Source organism: Streptomyces sp. V4I8 (assembly GCF_041261225.1).
Classification (GTDB): Bacteria; Actinomycetota; Actinomycetes; order Streptomycetales; family Streptomycetaceae; genus Streptomyces.
This window is the reverse complement of the sequence record NZ_JBGCCN010000002.1, coordinates 156,156-176,961: the sequence shown is the minus strand read 5'-3', so window position 1 is coordinate 176,961 and position 20,806 is coordinate 156,156. Positions and strand designations below refer to the sequence as shown.

The window sequence follows — 20,806 nt, the reverse complement described above, 5'->3', positions numbered from 1 at the left end:
GAAGGACGAACCAGGACGAAACCTCAACCTCGACCGATCACCTCAAGCCGGCGCGCGCACGTGAATGATCGAGGTCAGTGGCTGAAGGCCGGGGTCGTGGATCGCGGCCGGTTCGCCCCGACCGAGGAGGGAACTCCGCAAGGAGGGGGTGATTAGCCCGTTGCTCTTCAACGTGGCCCTGCACGGAATGGAGGAAGCCGCAGGGGTCCGCTATTACACCACCGGCAGAGATGCCGGGAGTGCGCAGAGCGGCAGCCCCGTGCTGGTGCGGTACGCAGATGATTGTGCGCCACGAACACAACAGGAGGTTCTGATGTAGACGGAAGCTCTTGACGTGGTGCTGCACTGGTGATGGAGGTAGGCCCTCCGAGACCGCCCACGCAGGGGGAGGTCTCAAACCGCCGCAGGTTGCTCCGGTGAATGAGCCGGGGTGATGAGCACTGCGGAAAAGGCGCACGAGATGCGTCAGGTGTGTGCCGAGAAGGCGAACGCGAGTGAACCACTGCTGAAGTGTCGTAAGCGTATGAGTGGTTGCCGAAACCGGGGTCCAGTTGTTGCCCCGGGACGAGTCTGGCAGGTTCCTGTTTTCCTGGCCAGGTGGCGGCCCGGCATGAAGGTGGCGCGAGCTCGGCGACAGGCGCCAGTGCGGAACGTGGGAACCCCTCGCCATGATGCTGCCGCCGGTCGGGTTGAAGGCCGGTTGGCGATAAGGGAGAACCCCAAACAGCTGAAACTGTGAGGGGCAGAGGTAGTACCGATGCGTGGCAGGGGGACGGACCGCCTCGTAGTAGTGATGAAGCTCCTGTAATGGGGGCGGAGCGAAGGGGGCGGGTTGCTCGGATCTTGTTTGGTGGTCAACCGGAGTTCCCGGGAGGAGCCAGGTGAACGGATCAAGGCCGCAGGCCATGGCCAAGTCGTTTGACATTCCCAAGTCGATGGTGTCCCGGGTTCGACATAATTCGGCGGCCTAGAGAGCCGAAAGTGGGGCCTGACCTGGGGGAACATGGTTGTGGCCGCCTGGAGGGCGTGTCTCTAGGCGGTGGGGTTGTGGCTGGTCAGCGTGGTGCGGGCTGAAGGCCGGCGATCTGCTTGGGGGTGGGGATCTGCAGCTTGGTGAGGAGGTCCTGCTGGGGCTTGGTGGGGGTGGTGACCTGCTGGAACGTGCCGGTGGGGCCGGTGAAGGTGCCCAGGTGGAGGCGGTCGAGCTCGCGGCGGATCCTGGGCCAGGTCTCGCCGGTGGCGGTCTCCGCGATGCGGATGAGCAGGAGCGCGAGCCAGCACAGCAGGACGTGGGCGCGGATGCGTTCCTCGAGCCGGTGGTAGACCGGCCGCAGGTCGATGACCTGCTTCATGTCCCGCCAGCCACGCTCGACTTCCAGGAGGGCCTTGTAGCCGCGCGCGATGTCCTCGGCGGAGAGCTTGGGGTCCGAGCAGCGCAGCAGGTACTTGCCGTCGCGGTTCTCCTCGGCTTTGACCTTGGTCTGGTCGACGCGGAGCTTCCCGGCGGGGGTGATGCGCAGGTAGCGGTTCAGGCCGGGCTTGGCGGCGATCTTGCCGCGTAGCTCGCCGCGCTTGAAGTCGCTGAGCTTGTCGGTATCGGCGATCAGCTCTTGGAGTTGGGCGACGAGTTGCTCGCGCATGTGCTGGTCGCGGTCGGCGGCTTCGGGGTTGTGGCAGATGACGAACCGTTCGGTGTCGCTGATCCGTACCTCCTTGACGCGCATGTGGCCGGTGATGTCCTGGTAGCGGCCCTGTCGGGACAGGGCCTGCTTGACCTCGGGGGATGTGGTGCGGAGCTTCTCGCCGATGATGTAGGCGTCGGTGCCGCTGCGCAGGTAGCGGCGGTTGCGGTCAGATGAGAAGCCGCGGTCGGCGACCCACACGATCTTGGAGAGGGTCCAGTCGCGCATGTCGTCCTTGACCTGCCGGATCAGGGTCTGGTCCGAGGCATTTCCGGGCCAGGACCAGACGCGGACCGGGATGCCGTCGCGGGTGACCGCCAGGCCGATCACGATCTGGGGCAGGTCGTCGCGGGAGTCCTTCGACTTGCCGTGCGTGCGGAACCCGGCCGGCTTGGCCGCGTCCCCGACGTCCTGGCCCTCGTCGCCGGCGTCGTCCCGGCGGTGGCCCTTCTCGTCGCGGGCGACGGACTCGTCGGGTTCCTCGAGTTCGAAGTAGGTGCTGGTGGTGTCGAAGAACAGCAGGTCCACTTCCAGGTTCAGCAGGTTCGCGACCTCGTCGAAGACCTGCTTCTCCAGGTCGTCCTTGACCTCGTGGAGCCAGTCCATCGCCCGGTAGCAGGACTGCTCGCCGGCCTCGGGCAGCGAGTCGATGTGCACGTCGTGGGTGATCCACTCGGCGGCGGCGAGCTTCGAGGACGGGGCCAGCGCGCGGTTGGCGACCAGCGCGAACAACACCCGCTCGGTCGCGGACATGTCCCGGGGCCGCCCCCGCTTGGGCTGCCCGACCCCGGACACGATCTGGTCGATCTTCAGTCGGTGCCACAGGTGGTCCAGGACGTAGGCCCCGCCGAACGGGACCGAGCCGGTGAACTCCAGCCCCGGCGTGGTGCCCGCTTCCAGGGCCTCGCCGGGCTCCAGCAGCCGCGACAAGGACGCGACCAGCCGCCGGATCGCGTCGCGGTCCAACTCGTCCTCCCGGCCGAAGGTGAACAGCACCTTCGGCACGGCCCGGCCCTTGACCGGGTCCCACTCGTTGTGGGCCAGGTGCAGGTACCGCACCGTCCCGGACTTGTTCTCCCGCTTGGTCGTCCTCACATACACGACTCCAGACCATACGGGACAAGGCCAGGCCAGTACAGGAAAACCAGAGAAATCGTGTCTCTAGGCACTTTCGCGTGCAACTCCAGCCCACGCGCCCTTGACCAGCAGTTTCACCCTGCCGCCGCCTCCAGAACCCCCGAATTACGTCGAACCCGGGGGTGTGGGAGGCGTATCAGAGGGTCAAAGCCAATCGGGGTGCACCCGGGGTGGACGGCGTCACGATCGAGCAGTTCGAGCAGAACCTTTCGAGGAACCTGTTCAAGCTGTGGAATCGGATGTCGTCCGGTTCGTACTTCCCTCCGGCGGTGAAAGCCGTCGAGATCCCCAAGGCGGGCGGAAAAGGTGTCCGTGTCCTTGGGATTCCTTCTGTGTCTGACCGGATCGCGCAGACGGTGGCCGCAATGTATTTGGAGAGACGGGTGGAGCCTGTGTTCCATCCGGACTCCTACGGCTACCGGCCCAGGCGGTCGGCGTTGGACGCGGTGGAGCAGTGCCGGCGGCGTTGCTGGCGCAGCGACTGGGTGGTCGATCTCGACATCCGGGCGTTCTTCGACAGCGTGGACCATGAGCTGATGCTCAGGGCTGTTGAGCGGCATGTCGATGAGGACGGGAAGTGGGTCCTGCTCTACGTCAAGCGGTGGCTTGTGGCTCCGCTGGCGAAGCCGGACGGCTCGGTGCAGCAACGGGAAAGGGGGACTCCTCAGGGGTCGGCTATTTCTCCCGTATTGGCGAATCTATATCTGCACTACGCGTTCGATGCGTGGCTCGTGCGGGAGTTCCCGCACGTCGCCTTCGAGCGGTACTGCGATGATGCGGTAATCCACTGCAAGAGCGAAAGCCAGGCCCGTCGCGTACGGGATGCTCTCGCGCAGCGATTGGCGCAGGTCGGTCTGGAGTTGCATCCGGACAAGACGCGCATCGTCTACTGCAAGGACGCGGACCGGCGGGGCTCGTACGAGCACACGTCGTTCACGTTCCTCGGGTATACGTTCCGGCCCAGGCTGGCCAAGAACCGGTACGGGAAGCATTTCGTGAACTTCCTGCCCGCGGTCAGCAGGGCGGCGATCAAGGCGATGGGCAAGGAAATGCGTTCCTGGCGCATCGCCCAGCGCAGTGACAAGTCCCTGATGGACCTTGCGCGGATGTTCAACAGCGTCGTGCAGGGATGGATCAACTATTACGGGCGCTTCTACAAGTCCATGTTGTATCCCCTCCTCCGGCGCATCAACAGAATGTTGGTGGGGGCTGGGCTTGCCAGAAGTACAAACGACTACGCCGCCGGGAGAAACGCGCGGGAGAACTACTGGCGGGCACGGCCCGCCGGTATCCCAACATGTTCGCCCATTGGCGGTTCGGCCTCAAACCTGATGGCTGGGCAACGGGAGCCGTGTGAGCCGAGAGGCTCCCGCACGGTTCTGCGAGCGGCGGCGGGTGCGATTCCCGCCGCCGACTCACCTTGTCGCGATGTGCACCAGCCGTGAACAGGCCGAGCAGGTCAAGGAACGGCTGGCTGCATGGCTGACGCCCAGGGGACTCGCCTTTCACGAGGACAAGACACGCATTGTCCACGCGGAGAGCGGATTCGACTTCCTGGGGTTCAACGTCCGCCGCTATCACGGCAAACTGCTGATCAAACCGAGCACGGCGGCTCAGAGACGGATACGGGAACGGCTCAGTACCGAAATGGTGGCCTTGCGAGGAGCTAACGCCGGTGCGGTACTCAAGAAGATCAACCCGATCGTGCGGGGTTGGTCGGCCTACTACCGGACGGTGGTGTCCAGCGAGATCTTCACGGCGCTGGACAATCACATGTGGAAGCTCGCTTACAAGTGGGCCAAGCACAGTCACCCGAACAAGCCGAAGCACTGGATATCCGACAAGTACTTCGGCCGGTTCAACAGGTCCAGGAACGACCGGTGGGTGTTCGGTGACCGCGACAGCGGCGCCTACCTGCTCAAGTTCTCCTGGACGAAGATAGTCCGGCACCAGTTGGTCAAGGGGAAGGCGTCCCCGGACGACCCAGCCCTGGAGTCATATTGGGCTCAGCGGCGACGCAAGGGAATTCCTCTGCCAGCCGACGCCATGACTGTGCGTCTCCTACAGGCACAGCACGGCCGTTGCTCGATCTGCGGAGGGCTCCTACTGCACGCCGACCGCCCGCCACAAAGCCCAGGAGAATGGGAAGCGTGGCGGGTTGTCATCCGGAAGGCGACCTCCAAGCAATACATTGCCTTCCCGGACGGGAACACGCCGGACGGTCAACGACTCCGTCTCCTCCACACCCATTGTCAGCGGCGGAATGGAGCCGCTGCGACAACGAGTCCAGTACTTTTGCCTGCCAGCGAGCCTCTGGGGCTTGCTTGAGCCGTGTGCGGTGAATAGCTGCTTGCACGGTTCTGAGGGGGCGGGGACGCAGCAATGCGTCCCCGCCTCGATCATTCACGTGCGCGCGCCGGCTTGAGGTGATCGGTCGAGGTTGAGGTTTCGTCCTGGTTCGTCCTTCGGGTGGTGGTGACGTTCCGGCCCGTGTGTCGTCACGGGTGGTCGTCGGTTTCCACGGGCCGAGGACGGGGCGGGTCTCCTCCTTCCGGAATCGGGGTCGGTGGGGTGGCAGTCAGCCGGGGGCGGGCAGGGCCTGGACGGCGCCCCAGGCGTCGACGATGTCGGTGGATGCGGGCCAGGCGGGGTCGAATTTCAGCTCGCGTCTTCGGGCGTGGTCGGCGAGTTTCGCGGGGACGTCCAGGAGTCGGGTGCGCAGAGTGGCGGGCTCGGCCCGGGCGAGTTTGCCTTCGGTGGCCAGGAGTTGGAACCAGCGGGCGAGGTCGGTGGCCAGGGCGAGGAGGGTGCACCAGGCTTGGTTGACCTTGAAGTAGCGGGAGGGCATCAGGTTGAGGGAGAGGGCCTTGCCGCGTCGGATGCCGGCCTCGACGTGGGTGTGGGAGCGGGCTCGGGCGTCGAGGAACTGCAGTTGCCCGCCGGTGGTGTTGGTGGCGATGGCCTGGTAGCGGTAGTCGGTCTTCTTCTCGTACGGCTTGAGCTCGCGCTCGTACTTGGGGTGGATGGGTTCGCGGCGAACGATCACCCGCATCCCTTCCGGCCAGCCGGTCAGGTCGAGCATGTCGGTGATCTCGACGAGGTCGGCGTCCTTGCGCGGCTGGCCCTTGTGGTCCAGGGCCGGCGTCCACGCGGTGGCCGGGACCTTGGCCAGGGCCTTCCAGAAGTCGTCGTCGCGGGTGTGGCCGACGGAGTACTCCCAGCGGTTGGCCGCGTTGCCGCCGCCGGAGGTGATCCAGGTGAGGAACTCCATCGTGGCTCCGGCGCCGTCGGTGCGGAACAGGACCCGGCGCCGACGGCGGGTGGGCAGCTGACGCAGGCCCTCGATACTCACCGAGATGTGGTCATCGGCGGTGTTGGATCCCGCCGATCCCGGCCGCAGCCGGTTGACCAGGAGTTCTTCGGTGTTGTCGCAGAACATCAACAGCGGGTGGTGGCCATATCCCTTGAAGTTGGGCTCGGCTCCCTCCTTGCCGGAATGCGCCGGGACGACTGAGGCGTCCAGGTCCAGCACCGTGACACCGGTCAGCTCCCGCCCGTTGACCTTGATCCAGGGAAAGCCGCCCGGGCGCAGGTCGAGCTGCTGGTGGACGTGGATACGGGTCCGGGCCCGTGCGGAGGCGATCTTCGTCAGCTGGACCGGTCCGATCGCCTCCAGGGTCCGCCACAGCGTGGACGCCGAGGCCGGGCTGCCCAGGACCAGCGAGGTCTGGCGCATCACATCGATCCCGGCCATCGACCGCGCGCCCAGCAGGACCGCGCAGGCCGCCGAGACCAGGACCGTTCCCCGATCATGGACGGGACGGAAGCCCCGCCGCACCAGGGCAGCCCCGAGCGCGTCGGTCAGCCCGACCTTGTCCGCCAGACGCCGCACCGGCACGATGCCCGCCTTGCCCACCAGCTTCTTCCCGCTTGCGGACAGCGACAGATCATCGGCCCACTCTGTACGCTTCGACACCGGAAGGGTGCCTCCCCTGCACGTGATCCAGTCCTAGAGAAGCTGAATCATCGCAGGTCGGAAGCACCCTTCCTTCATGATGTGACCGACTGTCACTGCGACACTCGACTTTGCGGAGAATCGTGATCTTGAACAGATAGTGGCTTCCCTGTTCGGGTGAGCCCGCTGAGTGGCTTGCGGAACGTCAGGCTGAACGTGAAGAACCATCAGCGGTGTTGATCCAACCGCCTCGAAGCGAGGAAGTTGCCGCTGATGGTTCCGGGGATGACGTTACCGGCGTCGTTGCTGCTTGTTCTGCAGGTCACTCGTCCGTGTTTCACGAAGCATTCGTTCGAGACGTTCTGCCATCTGGTGGCCGGGATGGCCGCGCAGACGGGGCGGCGTACGGTCACCGGGATGCTGACGGGGGCGGGACTGTCGCGGCTGTGGCCGCACCGCAGGGCCCACGCCTTCTTCTCTGAGGCCTCGTGGGATCCCGACCAGCTCGGCCTGCGCCTGGCCCGAGCCGTGGTCGAAGCCCTGCTCCCAGCGGACGCGCCGATCCTGGCTGTCGTCGACGACACCCTGCTGCACCGGGTCGGCAGGAAGGTCTTCGGGGCGCTGTGGGCGCATGACGGCTCCGGGCGGGGCAAGGACAAGCTCGGGTTCGGCAACACCTGGGTCATCTGCGCGGTCGTGGTCCGCCTGCCCTTCCTCGCCAAGCCGGTCGCTGTGCCGGTGGCCGCCCGGCTGTGGCGGGGCAAGGCCACCGCCTCCCGCACCGACCTGGCCCTGGAGATGGTCCACGACCTGGCCGCGCTCTTCCCCGGCCGCACTCTCCACGTCACCGGCGACGCTGCCTACCACTCCGGCAAGGTCGCCGACCTGCCCCCGTCGGTCACCTTCACCACCCGACTCCCGCGCAACGCCGCCCTGTCCGCGCCGACCCCGCCCAAGACCAACAAGCGGGGACGGCCCCGCAAGAAGGGCAGGGCGCTGGGCTCACTGACCGCGATTGCCCAGACGGCGACATGGCGCCTTGCCGTCGTGGAGCGTTACGGGCGCATGGAGTTCGTGTGGATCACCGAGAGGGAATGCCTGTGGTACGGAGCCTTCAAGGACCTCCCGGTCCGCCTCGTCCTGATCCGCGACCTGAACTCGACCCGCCCGTACGACCTCGCTCTGATCAGCACCGACCTGGTCAGTCCCGCCGACGACCTCATTGAACGGTACGGCACGCGCTGGCCGATCGAATCGATCTTCGAGCACATGCGCCAGGATCTCGGCGTCGGCCAGGCCCGCAACCGCACCCGGCGCGCGGTGGAGCGCACCGTCCCCTTCGGCCTGGCCGTCTACACCATCGTCGTCCTCTGGTACGCCGCCCACGGGCACCACCCCGCCGACATCGCCGACCGGCGCGCACGACAGCCCTGGTACGCGACGAAGGCGACCCCGGCGTTCAGCGACATGGTGATCAAGCTTCGCCGGACGATCATCGCCGCCCGCCATATTCACAACCCTGCAGGTCAACCCGGTCCCGATGAAATCGCCGCGGTCATCCGCGCCTGGGAAGCAGCCGCGGCGTAGAGCCCGCCACCCCAAGATCACCATTCGCTACAAACACGAGGCGACACCGGGCGCCATGAATTCGTGAGGCCCGCTACCCGACTGATCATCGGGCTGAACCGGTCGGCGATCGGCACGCTCGTGGAACGTACTACCCGCTACACGATGCTGGTCCACCTGCCACGGGCCGAGGGCTACGGCACGATCCCGCGCACCAAGAACGGGCCTGCGCTGGCCGGCTACGGTGCCGTGGCCATGAAGGACGCCCTGGCCACCACGATGTCCACGTTGCCCGACCAGCTTCGCCGGTCACTGACCTGGGACCGTGGGAAGGAACTCTCCGCTCACGCCCAACTCACCATCGAGACAGGGCTACCGGTCTACTTCGCGGACCCGCATGCCCCCTGGCAACGCGCCACGAACGAAAACACCAACGGACTGCTACGCCAGTACTTCCCCAAGGGCACCGACCTGTCCAGATGGAACGCCGACGAGCTGGCCGCCATTGCCTCGGTCCTCAACTCCCGCCCCCGCAAGACCCTCGACTGGAAGACACCCGCCGAAGCCCTCGACGACTATCTACAATCAGCGCAAGCCAGCGTTGCGACGATCAGTTGAATCCGCCCTGAGAGCCGCGATCCGAATGCACAATGCACCCGGCCACCTGGCCACGGCGGGCAACGGCGGATTGCAGAGCGGTGACCGCGAGGCGGGACTGCATCCGGTCGTCGATGGAATAGCCCACAATGCGGCCCGAGAACACGTCCTTGACCGCGCACAGGTACAGCTTCCCCTCGTCGGTGGCGTGCTCGGTCACGGCAGCTGTAGTTCTTGATCGGTTGGTCATTGTTGCTGGTCAGGTGGTTGCTGCGGCGGTGATGTTGTTCCAGCGGCGGTGGGCTTCGGTGGCTTGCTGTTGATGGTGGCGGCGCCATGCGGACCAGTGCAGGAGGTGCTCCAGGTCGCGGCGGGGAGGGCGCAGGGCGGTGGCGCGTAGGAGTCGCAGCAGCTCGCGGGTGCTTGAGGGGGCGAGTGGGCCGCTGGGTGTCTGGGCGGCGGCGCGGGCTTGGGTGACGGCCAGGATGGCTGCGGCGAGCATGCTGATCAGGCTCCAGCGCATCCAGGAGTTCCAGCAGGTGGTCTGGCCCTCGTCCAGGCCGCAGTCGGATTTTCCGGCCTGGAAGTCCTCTTCGATTTTCCATCTGCAGCACACCACATCGACCAGGGTGGCCATGGTGACCGCGGTTGCGGAGTGGCAGCGGTAGAAGGAGAGTTCGCGGGTGTAGCGGTGGCGGCGCACCAGCAGGTAGGAGTGGCCCGGCCCGGTGCTTTCGGGGGTGTCGTCGGCGAGGACGCCGATCATGGCCCAGTCGTAGTGACGGTCGCCCTTGGTCCCGTGGCCGGTACGCATGCGCATCCAGGTGCGGCGGGGTAAGCGGGCGGCGAGTTCGGTGGCGGTGAAGCGGCCGGCTGGGGTGGTGACGCGGTGGTCGGCGCGGACCGCGAGGGCGTAGTCGAGGCCGAGTGCCCGTGCATGCCGTCGCAGCTCGCGACCGCCGTACACCTCGTCGCCGGCCAGCCAGCGGGCCGGTATCCCCAGGGCACGTACACGCTGCAGCATGGCGGCCGCGAGCTGTGGCTTGGTGGCGAACAGGGTCTCGTCGGGGACGTGGGTGAGCAGGCGGCGTTCCTCGTCGGCGGCCCACCCGGCGCCCAGGTAGAGGGCGCGGTCGATCAGCGTGTGCCCGCTTACCGAGGCGTAGGTGAGGTGGACGGAGACCTGGCACAGACCGATACCGCCGAGCGCCCCGGAGTACTGGTGGGCCGCTCCCACGCAGTCGGTCGAGGACTTCTCATCACCGGTCTCGTCCACGATCAACACCGCCTGGTCGTCCGCGAGTTCACCGGCCGCCCAGGTCATGAGCCGGTCGCGGGCCAGATCGTGGTCCCACACACCACGGGAGAGGAAGTGCTGCAGCCGGTGCGGGCCCGAGTGCCCCAGCGCCTCGCCGAGCGTCCAGCAGTTGCGCGTATCGAGCTCCATCAGCATGCCCTCGGTCATCTCCCGCGCCAGCAGGCGCGGTTCCCGGCGCGGGAAGCAGTCAGCGACCTCGGCCATCACCGCCCCGAACGCGGCCGTCCACTCCTGCCCGGCTATCGTGGCCTCCACGGCCACCTGTTCCTTGATCGTCGTCACAAACGCTCATGATCACGGTGGCCGTCCCCCTACCCTCGGCCGCCCCCGCACCCCCGTTGACCAGCACGAACACGCCAACGATCAAGAACTACAGCTGCCGTGTCGGTGATGTCAGTGAGCCACAGCCGGTTCGGGGCGTCGGCGGTGAAGATGCGCCGCACTCGATCGTCGTGGACCGGCGGCCCGGCCTTGGCGTTCTTGCCGCGACCGCTTCGCTTTCCAAACGCGCTCCACCAGCCGTTGTCCCGGCAGATCCGCCAGGCGGTCCGCTCGGCCATCACCTCGCCCGCGGCGCGGGCCTCGTCGACAAGGAAGCGGTGGCCGAACTCCGGGTCGTCGCGGTGAGCGTCGAACAGTGCATCGGCCCGGTATGCCTTGCCCGGGTTCGACGTAATTCGGGGGTTCTGGAGGCGGCGACGGGGTGAAGCCGCTGGTCACGGAGGCCTCGGCTGGAGCCGCACCCGAAAATGCCTAGAGACACGACTTCTTTGATTTCCCTGCGCTGGCCTGGCCATAGCTCGTATGGTCTGGAGTCGTGTACGTGAGGACCACGAAGCGGGAGAACAAGTCGGGGACGGTGCGGTACCTGCACCTGGCCCACAACGAGTGGGACCCGGTGAAGGGCCGGGCGGTGCCGAAGGTACTGTTCACCTTCGGCCGCGAGGACGAGCTGGACCGCGACGCGATCCGGCGGCTCGTCGCGTCCCTGTCCCGGCTGCTGGAGCCCGGCGAAGCCCTGGCGGCGAACACCGCACCGGGGCTGGAGTACACGGGCTCGGTGCCGTTCGGGGGCGCCTATGTCCTGGACCACCTGTGGCACCGCCTGAAGATCGACAAGATCGTGGGCCGGGTCGGGCAGCCCAAGCGAGGCCGGCCCCGGGACATGACCGCGACCGAGCGGGTGTTGTTCGCGCTGGTCGCCAACCGCGCGCTGGCCCCGTCCTCGAAGCTCGCCGCCGCCGAGTGGATCACCCACGACGTGCACATCGACTCGCTGCCCGAGGCCGGCGAGCAGTCCTGCTACCGGGCGATGGACTGGCTCCACGAGGTCAAGGACGACCTGGAGAAGCAGGTCTTCGACGAGGTCGCGAACCTGCTGAACCTGGAAGTGGACCTGCTGTTCTTCGACACCACCAGCACCTACTTCGAACTCGAGGAACCCGACGAGTCCGTCGCCCGCGACGAGAAGGGCCACCGCCGGGACGACGCCGGCGACGAGGGCCAGGACGTCGGGGACGCGGCCAAGCCGGCCGGGTTCCGCACGCACGGCAAGTCGAAGGACTCCCGCGACGACCTGCCCCAGATCGTGATCGGCCTGGCGGTCACCCGCGACGGCATCCCGGTCCGCGTCTGGTCCTGGCCCGGAAATGCCTCGGACCAGACCCTGATCCGGCAGGTCAAGGACGACATGCGCGACTGGACCCTCTCCAAGATCGTGTGGGTCGCCGACCGCGGCTTCTCATCTGACCGCAACCGCCGCTACCTGCGCAGCGGCACCGACGCCTACATCATCGGCGAGAAGCTCCGCACCACATCCCCCGAGGTCAAGCAGGCCCTGTCCCGACAGGGCCGCTACCAGGACATCACCGGGAACATGCGCGTCAAGGAGGTACGGATCAGCGACACCGAACGGTTCGTCATCTGCCACAACCCCGAAGCCGCCGACCGCGACCAGCACATGCGCGAGCAACTCGTCGCCCAACTCCAAGAGCTGATCGCCGATACCGACAAGCTCAGCGACTTCAAGCGCGGCGAGCTACGCGGCAAGATCGCCGCCAAGCCCGGCCTGAACCGCTACCTGCGCATCACCCCCGCCGGGAAGCTCCGCGTCGACCAGACCAAGGTCAAAGCCGAGGAGAACCGCGACGGCAAGTACCTGCTGCGCTGCTCGGACCCCAAGCTCTCCGCCGAGGACATCGCGCGCGGCTACAAGGCCCTCCTGGAAGTCGAGCGTGGCTGGCGGGACATGAAGCAGGTCATCGACCTGCGGCCGGTCTACCACCGGCTCGAGGAACGCATCCGCGCCCACGTCCTGCTGTGCTGGCTCGCGCTCCTGCTCATCCGCATCGCGGAGACCGCCACCGGCGAGACCTGGCCCAGGATCCGCCGCGAGCTCGACCGCCTCCACCTGGGCACCTTCACCGGCCCCACCGGCACGTTCCAGCAGGTCACCACCCCCACCAAGCCCCAGCAGGACCTGCTCGCCAAGCTCGGCATCCCCGCCCCCACGCAGATCGCCGGCCTTCAGCCCACACCGCGCTGACCAGCCACAACACCACCGCCTAGAGACACGCCCTCCAGGCGGCCACACCCATGCCCCCGCAGGTCAGGCCCCACTTTCGACTCTCCAGGCCGCCGAATTACGTCGAACCCGGGACGGAGTTTCAGGACGGCTTCGGCGCCGTCGAGACCCCAGCGGGCTCCGCTGATGTCGAGACGGTCGGCGACGAGATGGCGGGCCGCGCCTTCGATGATCCCGGTGGCGATGGGCCAGCCGGCCGCGAGGGCCTTCTCGTAGTGCAGGAAATCTGCGTTGCCGCGCAGGTAGCGGACGCAGGTATCGACACCGTGCCGCTGTCCGCCGGTCAACTTGGCCTGATCAGCCTGGGCTTGAAGGGTGTCGGCCGTCTCGGTGGCGTCGCCGTTCAAGATGGCCAGGGCGTGGACGGCGACCCAGTCCTCGACCCTCTTGTCGCCGGGACGGTGGAAGCACCAGGCCGCCGCCCACAACCTCTCCAGGACGTGGATGATGTCGATGACGATGTGCGCCTCGACGTGGTGGAGACGGGCTTCGGCCTGGACGAGGTCGAGTTGATGGCGGGCGCCGTCGACCAGGACCACCCAGGTGCGGCGATGTTCGGGGTCGCGGGCCTGCGCGTGCTCGAAGACCTGCGCCACAACGTGCTCGGCGTCGTGTTCCACCGAGCCGCACAGCCACTTGTCCCGGGCAACGGGGCCGGGCCGGCGGATGTGCCCGTCCGTGAAGCCGCCGGGCGGCGTGATCACATCGTGCGGCCGGCGGGGTGCCGGTTCGGCGTCGTAGACCGCGCCGAGCGTGGCCATGCGTTTTCTGCCGTTCTTCTCCCCGGCGGCCAGACGCGTGCGAAAGGCGTGCTGCCGCTTTTCGGCGGCCTGCCGGGTGGCCTCCCGCAGGGCCTCGGGCCTCATCACGATGCCCTTGCCGTCCGCGGACAGCACCAACACTGTTGCCGGAGCGCAGGGTTGAACGATTCTGGCGTTGTAGAAGGCGTCGACGTCACCGGCGGCCTCGACGAGCAGACCGGCGAGCCGACGCTTGCCGAGCACGCGGCCGCACCGCCGGATGATCGTCTCGTGGGCCGCGTCGTAGGACATCCGGGTGGCCGCCTGGACGGCGAGGCGGGCCAGACCGTGCGAGTGTCGGCCCCGCGGCAGTGACAGCACCGCATCCGCCGGGTGCACGTTCGACGCCTCCAGGCGCCTCCAGGCGAGGCGGGAGACGGTCACCGTGCCGAACACCGTGGCCAGCAGCCGGCCATGGCCCAAGGCCGGGAAGTTAAGTCTCGGCAGGGTGCTGTCCAGACGTACGCGCGAGCGCGTTGACCTGGGACTGAATGGGGAACGGGACCGCTGGTAGATCTTGGGACGTCCTCGCAAGACAGTCCGAGATCCAGAGCAGAGGTCCCGTTGTCCGGTCAGTGTGCCACCATCACCGTCACTCGTACCAGCACGGTCGCGGAAGGGGTCTATGCCCCGGGGCATCTGGGCGAGTTGACCCAGATCGTGGACTTCGAGCTGGCCGACGCGGTACTGGAGGAGACCGGCCGCACCCAGCAGCGATTACGGGACCTGCCCTCGCGTGTCGGCGTGTACTACCTGCTCGCCCTCGCCCTGTTCCCCGATCACGGCTACCAGGGCGTCTGGCGCCAACTCACCGCCGCTCTCGGCGGCCTGCCGCTGCCACAGGTGTCGACCACCGCGCTGCGCCACCTGCGCCGACGCCTCACGCCCGCCCCGCTCAAGCTCCTGTTCGAGACCCTCGCCGTGCCGCTCGCCCCGCCGACAACCCCGGGCGTGTCCTATCGCTGCTGGCGCACCGTCGCCTTCGACGGCTGCTCCTCGATCAAGACACCGGACAGCGACCGCGCCCGGGGATGGCTGGGGAAGATCCGTTACCGGCTGGCCTGGGCCGGCTACCCGACCGTCATGCTGATGACGCTGGTGGAGACCGGCACCCGCGGTCTGCTCGGGGCCTGCTTCGGACCGACCAGCACAGGGGAGACTGCCTACGCCGGCCGGCTGCTGCCCCTGCTGGACGAGCGGCACCTGGTGCTGATCGGCCGGGGCTTTGACAGCAACGCGTTCCTGGCCGACGTCGCCGAAACCGGTGCCCAGTTCCTGGCCCGACTGAAGTCCACCCGCCGCCCGAAGCTGTTGCGCATCCTGGAAGACGGCTCCTACCTCGCCCTCCTCGGTGACCTCACCGTCCGGATCATCGAGGCCGACCTGACCCTGCACCTGGCCGACGGCACCCACGTCAGCGGCCGCTACCGCCTGGCCACCACCCTGCTCGACCCGCTCCTCGACCCGGCCGAGCGTCTGATCAGGCTCTACGCGGAAAGATGGGAGATCGAGTCAGCCTACTTCGCTCTGCGCTACACACTGATGAACGGCCGCGTACTGCGCTCACGCGACCGCTTCGGCATCGAACAGGAACTGTGGGCCACCCTCACCGTCTACCAACTGCTACGCATGGCCATGACCGACGCCGCCCACACAGCCGGAGCCGACCCCGACCGCGCCTGTTTCACCCACGCCCTCCAAGCCGCCCGCACCCAGGTCACCCTCGCCGAAGGCCTCACCACTGCCACGCCGGGTGCCATCGACGCCGCCGTCCGCACCAACCTGCTGCCCGTACGCCGCCCCCGCATCAGCGCCCGCAAGGTCAAGTCCCCCATCTCCCGCTACCACTCCTTCAGGGGCCAGGCCCGCCCCACCTCCGCGACCGCCGTCGACCGCATCGACATCACCACGCACGAACGCACCACAAACTGCGGCGAGTCGACCTCCCCACCCGCGACCGAACCCACCTGCGACAACGCTCCCCACGACGCTCCCGCGACCGGCGCAGCCAACGACGACACCACCGATCCCAGCGGCCGCTACCAACCCGCCCTCGCCATCATGAACAGCAGGCCCGGCACCCCGTGGCACGCTCGCGACGTCGCCCGCCTGCTCGGCATCACCAACATGAACAGCTTCTGCGTCCAGATGTCCCAATGGTCCCACCGGGGCCTGATCAAGAAAGTCGGACGAGCCGCCTACGCACCCACCGGATGATCCTTAACTTCCCGGTCTTGGGCCATGGCCCCTCTCCAGCCGCGGCCGCGGCAGACCGTCCGTACCGATCACGCGGGGCCGCAAGCTCGCCACAGCCTCCTGCTCGCGCCGCTCCCGCAGGTCCAGGTGATCCTGGAACAGCTGCCGCAGCAGGTCACGGCCCCTGTCTTCCAAGAGATCCTCCAGCTCATGATGGGCCAGATCGCCAGTCGTCGGCGATGCCAGGAGGCTTATTCACGGGGTCACCAGCCGTTCTTGTAGAAGGCGAGGGCGGTGACGGTCTTGGCGACGAGGGGGAACCGGGTGAGAGGGCCGCGATAGCGAGTGGCGAGGACCTTCCAGTCCTTCAGATGTGCGATCGCTCGTTCGACGGCGGCGCGGAGCTTGCCGATGCTCTGGTTGAACACCTTGTCTTTGACGGGGCGTTCCTGACCGGGTGGCTTGCGGCGGGCGGTGAGCATGCCGGAGCCGGCATAGCCCAGATCCCCCATGCTCTCCCGGTCGGCGAAGGCTTTGGGAAAGTGGGACTGGCGCCAGGCGTACATGTCGTGCCGACTGCCGGGTACCGGCGCGGAGACGGCGAGCAGGTCCCCGCTGAGAGTGGCGGCGACCTGCAGGTTGAAGCCTGTGTCACGATGCTTGCCGGAGAACATCGTGGTGCCCTCGCTCGCCCAGTCCCACGTGGTGACCAGGGTCCCGTCGGCCAGGACGATCCTGCCGTGTGAGGCGTCGGCGGGGTCGGGCACATGCTCGGCCAGGGCCGTCTCCACCACCGGGAGCAGCGTGGTCCACCGGCGCGAGACGGTGGCCTGGGAGATGTGGAACAGTTCCGCCGCCGCTTGCTGGACGGGGTTCTGCCGCAGCAGGAACAACACCAGGACCACGGACTTGTACAGGCCCAGCGCCCACATCCGTCCCGGCACCACGGGCGGATCGGGGTCCTCCACCAGCATCGTGTGGACCCGGACCACCAAGGCCTCCAGTTGATCCGCTTCCAGCCCTGTCGTAACGTTCCAGCTCAACGGCCCTGCCCCAGTGGAAAACTGACGTCGTCGCAAACGCCAGGCTACCGAGCAGGGCCGTCTTGCTGATCAAGAAACCAAGCCCGTGAATAACCCTCCAGCTCCGTCACGAGCATGCTGAATAAATTCGCCGCCGCCTCAAAGTCGTCAGCACTCGGCGGCGTGTCGTACCGTTCCACGGCGTTCTTCTTCCTACGGGCGTTTCGGTTGGCACCTACGAACGTAGGAAGAAGGTAACTGGATAGGTGCTCCTGGCGGGATGAGTTGAATCTTGTCAGTTGGATCGGTGATCATCTGTCTCGTGTCTGATGCTGCTGTGCCGCCTTCTTATGAGGAACTCGCTGTTCTGGTGGTGCAGTTGCGTGAGGAACTCGCCGCGGCGCGGGAACGGATCGTGGTACTGGAGGGTCAGGTCGTGGACCTGACGGCCCGGCTGGGGAAGAACTCGGCGAACTCTTCCAGGCCGCCGTCTTCGGACGGACTGGCGAAACCGGCTCCGAAGTCTCTGCGTGGGAAGTCCGGGCGGGGGCCGGGCCGCCCGAAAGGCCAGAAGGGCATCACGCTGCGGCAGGTCGCGGACCCCGACCACCGGGTCGAGCACCGGCCCCACGGCCCTTGCGCCGGCTGCGGTGCGGACCTGGCCGGGGCCGTCGTGGCCGGTATCGAGCGGCGTCAGGTCTTCGACCTGCCCGAACGTATCGGCCTGGAGGTCACCGAGCATCAGGTCCTGACCTGCCGGTGCGCGTGCGGGCGGAGCGAGAAGGCCTCCGGTCCCGAGGGCGTGCGGGCCCCGGTGCAGTACGGTCCTGGTCTCGCGGCCGCCGGCGTCTACCTGATGCACGGCCAGTTCCTGTCCAAGGACCGCACCGCCACCGCCCTGGCAGACCTCTTCGACGCGTCCGTCGCGCCGGGCACGGTGGCCTCGTGGGTACGCACTTGCGCGAGCCGGCTGGATGCCTTCGGCCGTCTCGTGGCCGGGAAGGTCGCCGGCGCGGCGGTGGCGTTCTTCGACGAGACGGGGTTCCGCACCGCCGGGTGCCTGCACTGGCTGCACTCCGCCTCCAGCGGCCAGTTCGTACACCTGTCGGTGCACCGCCGCCGCGGTCGCGAAGGCATCGACGCGGCCGGGATACTGCCCGGCTTCACCGGCATCGCCATGCACGACGCCTGGGCGCCCTACGACTCCTACCCGCAGGCCGAACACGCCTTGTGCTCGGCACACGTACTACGCGAACTGGTCGCGGTCACCGAGCGGGGCAGCGAGAAGGCCCGGTGCGCGGCCTACCGCGCCATCGACGCCGTGCTGGCCCTGAAGAAGGCCGCGGAAGAGGCCCGAGCGGACGGGCTCGACGCGATCGCCGTGTCCGTGAAGGACGGTGAGCTTGGGGCGCTGGCCCAGGCGGTGGCCGACGGGCTGAAGGCGACCGCCACCCGCAGCTCGAAGACCGAGGCGAAGTACCACGCCCTGTTCAGACGGCTGACGAAGCGCTGGAACGACTACCTGCGCTGGGTCCACGACCTCACACTGCCGTTCGACAACAACCCAGCCGAACAGACGATCAGGATGGCCAAGCTGCGGATCAAGGTCTCCGGCTGCCTGCGCACGCTGCACGGCGCGCAGGACTTCGCCGCGATCCGCACCTACCTGGCCACCGCCACCCGACACGAGCAGCCCATGCTCGACGTCCTCATCCAGGCCATGCGCGGCAGCCCCTGTCGGCGGCGGGTGAACCGTGACCCAGTTTGGGCGGGTGAATAGTGACCCAGGTGTCTTCTGTTGCGTGTGTTCAGTCGTCTTGGTTGTCGGTGGGGATGCGTCCGAGTTCGCGGCCGCGCATGCGATACGAATCGCCCTTGAACGAGTGGACCTCGGCGTGGTGGACGAGGCGGTCGATCATGGCGGCGGCCACGGTCTCGTCGCCGAAGACCTCTCCCCAGCGTCCGAAGGGCTTGTTGCTGGTGACGATCACGGACGCGCGTTCGTATCTGTTCGAGATGAGCTGGAAGAACAGGTTCGCGGCTTCGGCCTCGAAGGGGATGTAGCCGACCTCGTCCACCACGATCAGCGGGTAGCGGCCCAGTCTGGTGAGCTCGTCGGCCAGACGGCCGGCTGCGTGGGCGGCGGCGAGCCGGTCGACCCACTCGGAGGCGGTCGCGAAGGCGACGCGGTGTCCGGCCTGGCAGGCTCTGACCGCGAGCCCGATCGCCAGGTGTGTCTTTCCGGTCCCGGGCGGACCCAGGAAAACGGCGTTCTCCTTCCCGGCGATGAAGTCCAACGTACCCAGATGCGCGAGCTGTTGGCGCGTTATCCCGCGCAGATGGGTGACGTCGAGTTCCTCGACCGTTTTGACGGCGGGGAACCTCGCCGCGCGGACGCGGGCCTCGCCGCCGTGCGATTCGCGGGCGCTCACCTCGCGCTGGAGCACGGCGACGAGGTATTCGGCGTGCGTCCAGGACTCCTTGCGGGCGCGTTCGGCCAGCCGTTCGGCGGCGTCCAGCAGGGCCGGGGCCTTCATCGCGCGGGCGAGGAAAGCCAGGTCAGTCAAGGTCTGCCGGCCCGTCCGACGGGAGGATGCCGCCGCTGCCGTCCTGGCGGTGGTGGTCTTCTCGACGGCGCCGGGCTCTTCCTCGCCTTCGTCGTCGCCGGAGGCTGTCGCGGGGCGGGGCATTCAGCTCGCCTCCTTGTCGCCGCCGCCGTCGATGACGGTGAACAGTCGGTCATAGGTGTCCAGTTCGCGCTGTTCGACCTCGACCATCGGGCCGGACGAAGCAGCCAGCCGGCTCTGGCGGGCTGCCTGCTGACGGTGCACTCCCTGACGCATCCGGGTGCCGGTGGCGGCGTGTTGGGGGTCGGTGAGGGTCTGGTGCTTCGCCCAGCACCTGGGGTGCTGGGCGACGATCTCCCCGCCGGTGGCCAGGACGATGACCTCATCGTTGTCACAGAGCACCGTCACCGTCCTCCCGATCGCGGCGGGGTCGACGGAGTAGTCGTTGGTGTCGATGCGGACGTAGTGGTCGCGGCCGAGCCGGATGGAGAAACGCCACCAGGACGGCGGGTCGACCGGCGGCAGCGCGATCATCCCGGACTTGTCCGCCTCCCACCGCTCGCTCGGACGGGCCTGCAGAGCGCGGTGCCGGCGCCGGTTGGCGACCTTCAGCCACTCGCCCAGCTGGGCGTTGAAGTCGTTGGGGCCGGAGAAGTGACGGCCCGGCAGGAAGCTGGTCTCCAGGTAACCATTGGCCCGCTCCACCAGCCCTTTCGTTTCTGGATCGCGGGGGCGGCAGAGGTAGATCCTGGTGGAGAGCAGGCCCGCGAACGCGGCGAACTCGCCGGTCACCTTCCCGCGGCCGATCCCGGACTCGTTGTCCCAGACCAGCATCTTCGGGACGGCGCCCCAGGCGGACAGCAGCCGCCAGTGCCCGTCGATCAGGTCCCCGGTCCGCCGCGAGGGCAGCATCCTCGCGGCGATCATCCGCGAGTAGCCGGACACCATCACCAGCACCGGCGGCTGCCCGGTCTGCCCGTAGCCGAGCGGGATCTCCGCGTCGGGGAACCACAGGTCGCACTGGGCCAGCTCACCCGGCCGATACGTCGTCCGCGACACCGGGTCCACCGGGATATAGGCGGGACGCAGGTCGCGGACCCGCTCCTTGAGCACGGTCATCCCGCGGTCCCAGCCGATCCGCTCGGCGATCACCGTCGCGGGCATCGTCGGCGTCTCCCGCAGCAGCTCGCGGATCTGCACCTCGACCGCGTCCACCACCGAGCCCTTGGCCGGCCTCTCGTACTTCGGCGGCCGGTCGTGCGCCAGCGCCCGCTTCACCGTGTTCTTCGAAATGCCCAGATGGCGGGCGATCGCCCTGATCGGCATCTGCTCGGCCCGGTGCAACCGACGGATCTCTGCCCAGTCCTCCACAAGGATCACCT

14 protein-coding genes and 3 pseudogenes are annotated in these 20,806 nt (G+C 67.6%); 9 read left to right on the top strand and 8 right to left on the bottom strand.

The features are described from left to right. Positions 1-78: 78 nt before the first annotated feature. Positions 79-289 (top strand): annotated as a pseudogene (locus ABIE67_RS46860) (reverse transcriptase domain-containing protein); the annotation flags it as partial. A gap of 766 nt (positions 290-1,055) precedes the next feature. On the opposite strand, the gene ABIE67_RS46855 reads toward ABIE67_RS46860, so the two are convergent. Then, positions 1,056-2,777, bottom strand: coding sequence for an IS1634 family transposase (locus ABIE67_RS46855; RefSeq protein ID WP_370270233.1), 1,722 nt, complete (start codon positions 2,775-2,777; stop codon positions 1,056-1,058). A 212-nt stretch (positions 2,778-2,989) separates the two neighbouring features. Here ABIE67_RS46855 and ltrA point away from each other — a divergent pair, with 212 nt between their 5' ends. Beyond that, the gene (gene ltrA / locus ABIE67_RS46850) at positions 2,990-4,264 is read left to right on the top strand and encodes a group II intron reverse transcriptase/maturase (protein ID WP_370270229.1); all 1,275 of its coding nucleotides are present in this window, start codon (positions 2,990-2,992) and stop codon (positions 4,262-4,264) included. Continuing rightward, positions 4,248-5,147 (top strand): group II intron maturase-specific domain-containing protein, encoded by a 900-nt coding sequence (locus tag ABIE67_RS46845; protein WP_370270225.1) that lies wholly within the window; start codon positions 4,248-4,250, stop codon positions 5,145-5,147. The genes ltrA and ABIE67_RS46845 overlap by 17 nt, the downstream gene beginning before the upstream one ends. Positions 5,148-5,397: 250 nt before the next feature. Here the strand turns inward: ABIE67_RS46845 and ABIE67_RS46840 are convergent, their stop codons facing one another. Then, a complete protein-coding gene (locus ABIE67_RS46840) occupies positions 5,398-6,795 on the bottom strand; it encodes an IS1380 family transposase (RefSeq protein ID WP_370251787.1) in 1,398 nt (465 codons plus the stop codon). Positions 6,796-7,059: 264 nt separating this feature from the next. Here ABIE67_RS46840 and ABIE67_RS46835 point away from each other — a divergent pair, with 264 nt between their 5' ends. Together ABIE67_RS46835 and ABIE67_RS46830 are read left to right on the top strand one after the other, a co-directional pair. Further along, the gene (locus ABIE67_RS46835; RefSeq protein WP_370251558.1) at positions 7,060-8,361 is read left to right on the top strand and encodes a transposase; all 1,302 of its coding nucleotides are present in this window, start codon (positions 7,060-7,062) and stop codon (positions 8,359-8,361) included. 81 nt (positions 8,362-8,442) lie between these two features. Continuing rightward, positions 8,443-8,958, top strand: a pseudogene (locus ABIE67_RS46830) (IS30 family transposase); the annotation flags it as partial. Between the two features lie 7 nt (positions 8,959-8,965). Here ABIE67_RS46830 and ABIE67_RS46825 read toward each other — a convergent pair. Together ABIE67_RS46825 and ABIE67_RS46820 are read right to left on the bottom strand one after the other, a co-directional pair. After that, a pseudogene (locus ABIE67_RS46825) lies at positions 8,966-9,157 on the bottom strand (DDE-type integrase/transposase/recombinase); the annotation flags it as partial. 39 nt (positions 9,158-9,196) lie between these two features. Further along, a complete protein-coding gene (locus ABIE67_RS46820) occupies positions 9,197-10,537 on the bottom strand; it encodes an IS701 family transposase (protein WP_370252197.1) in 1,341 nt (446 codons plus the stop codon). A 56-nt stretch (positions 10,538-10,593) separates the two neighbouring features. Here ABIE67_RS46820 and ABIE67_RS46815 point away from each other — a divergent pair, with 56 nt between their 5' ends. Both ABIE67_RS46815 and ABIE67_RS46810 read left to right on the top strand, forming a co-directional pair. Then, complete coding sequence (locus ABIE67_RS46815) at positions 10,594-10,962, top strand: hypothetical protein (protein WP_370270221.1); 369 nt, start codon at positions 10,594-10,596, stop codon at positions 10,960-10,962. Between the two features lie 116 nt (positions 10,963-11,078). Continuing rightward, positions 11,079-12,800, top strand: coding sequence for an IS1634 family transposase (locus ABIE67_RS46810; protein WP_370270217.1), 1,722 nt, complete (start codon positions 11,079-11,081; stop codon positions 12,798-12,800). Here ABIE67_RS46810 and ABIE67_RS46805 read toward each other — a convergent pair. Next, on the bottom strand, positions 12,782-14,062 hold the full coding sequence (locus tag ABIE67_RS46805; RefSeq protein WP_370270213.1) for an ISKra4 family transposase: 1,281 nt from the start codon (positions 14,060-14,062) through the stop codon (positions 12,782-12,784). The genes ABIE67_RS46810 and ABIE67_RS46805 overlap by 19 nt on opposite strands. Positions 14,063-14,203: 141 nt before the next feature. On the opposite strand from ABIE67_RS46805, the gene ABIE67_RS46800 reads away from it, so the two are divergent. Then, complete coding sequence (locus tag ABIE67_RS46800) at positions 14,204-15,856, top strand: IS4 family transposase (RefSeq protein ID WP_370270207.1); 1,653 nt, start codon at positions 14,204-14,206, stop codon at positions 15,854-15,856. 242 nt (positions 15,857-16,098) lie between these two features. Here ABIE67_RS46800 and ABIE67_RS46795 read toward each other — a convergent pair whose 3' ends face one another. Then, the gene (locus ABIE67_RS46795; RefSeq protein WP_370270203.1) at positions 16,099-16,878 is read right to left on the bottom strand and encodes a transposase family protein; all 780 of its coding nucleotides are present in this window, start codon (positions 16,876-16,878) and stop codon (positions 16,099-16,101) included. Positions 16,879-17,179: 301 nt separating this feature from the next. Between ABIE67_RS46795 and ABIE67_RS46790 the strand changes: the two genes are divergently transcribed. After that, on the top strand, positions 17,180-18,637 hold the full coding sequence (locus ABIE67_RS46790; protein ID WP_370270199.1) for an IS66 family transposase: 1,458 nt from the start codon (positions 17,180-17,182) through the stop codon (positions 18,635-18,637). A 28-nt stretch (positions 18,638-18,665) separates the two neighbouring features. Here the strand turns inward: ABIE67_RS46790 and istB are convergent, their stop codons facing one another. Further along, positions 18,666-19,547: an IS21-like element helper ATPase IstB gene (gene istB / locus ABIE67_RS46785; protein ID WP_370251535.1), complete on the bottom strand. Its 882-nt coding sequence runs from the start codon at positions 19,545-19,547 to the stop codon at positions 18,666-18,668. Next, complete coding sequence (gene istA, locus ABIE67_RS46780; RefSeq protein WP_370251537.1) at positions 19,548-20,804, bottom strand: IS21 family transposase; 1,257 nt, start codon at positions 20,802-20,804, stop codon at positions 19,548-19,550. Positions 20,805-20,806: the final 2 nt, after the last annotated feature.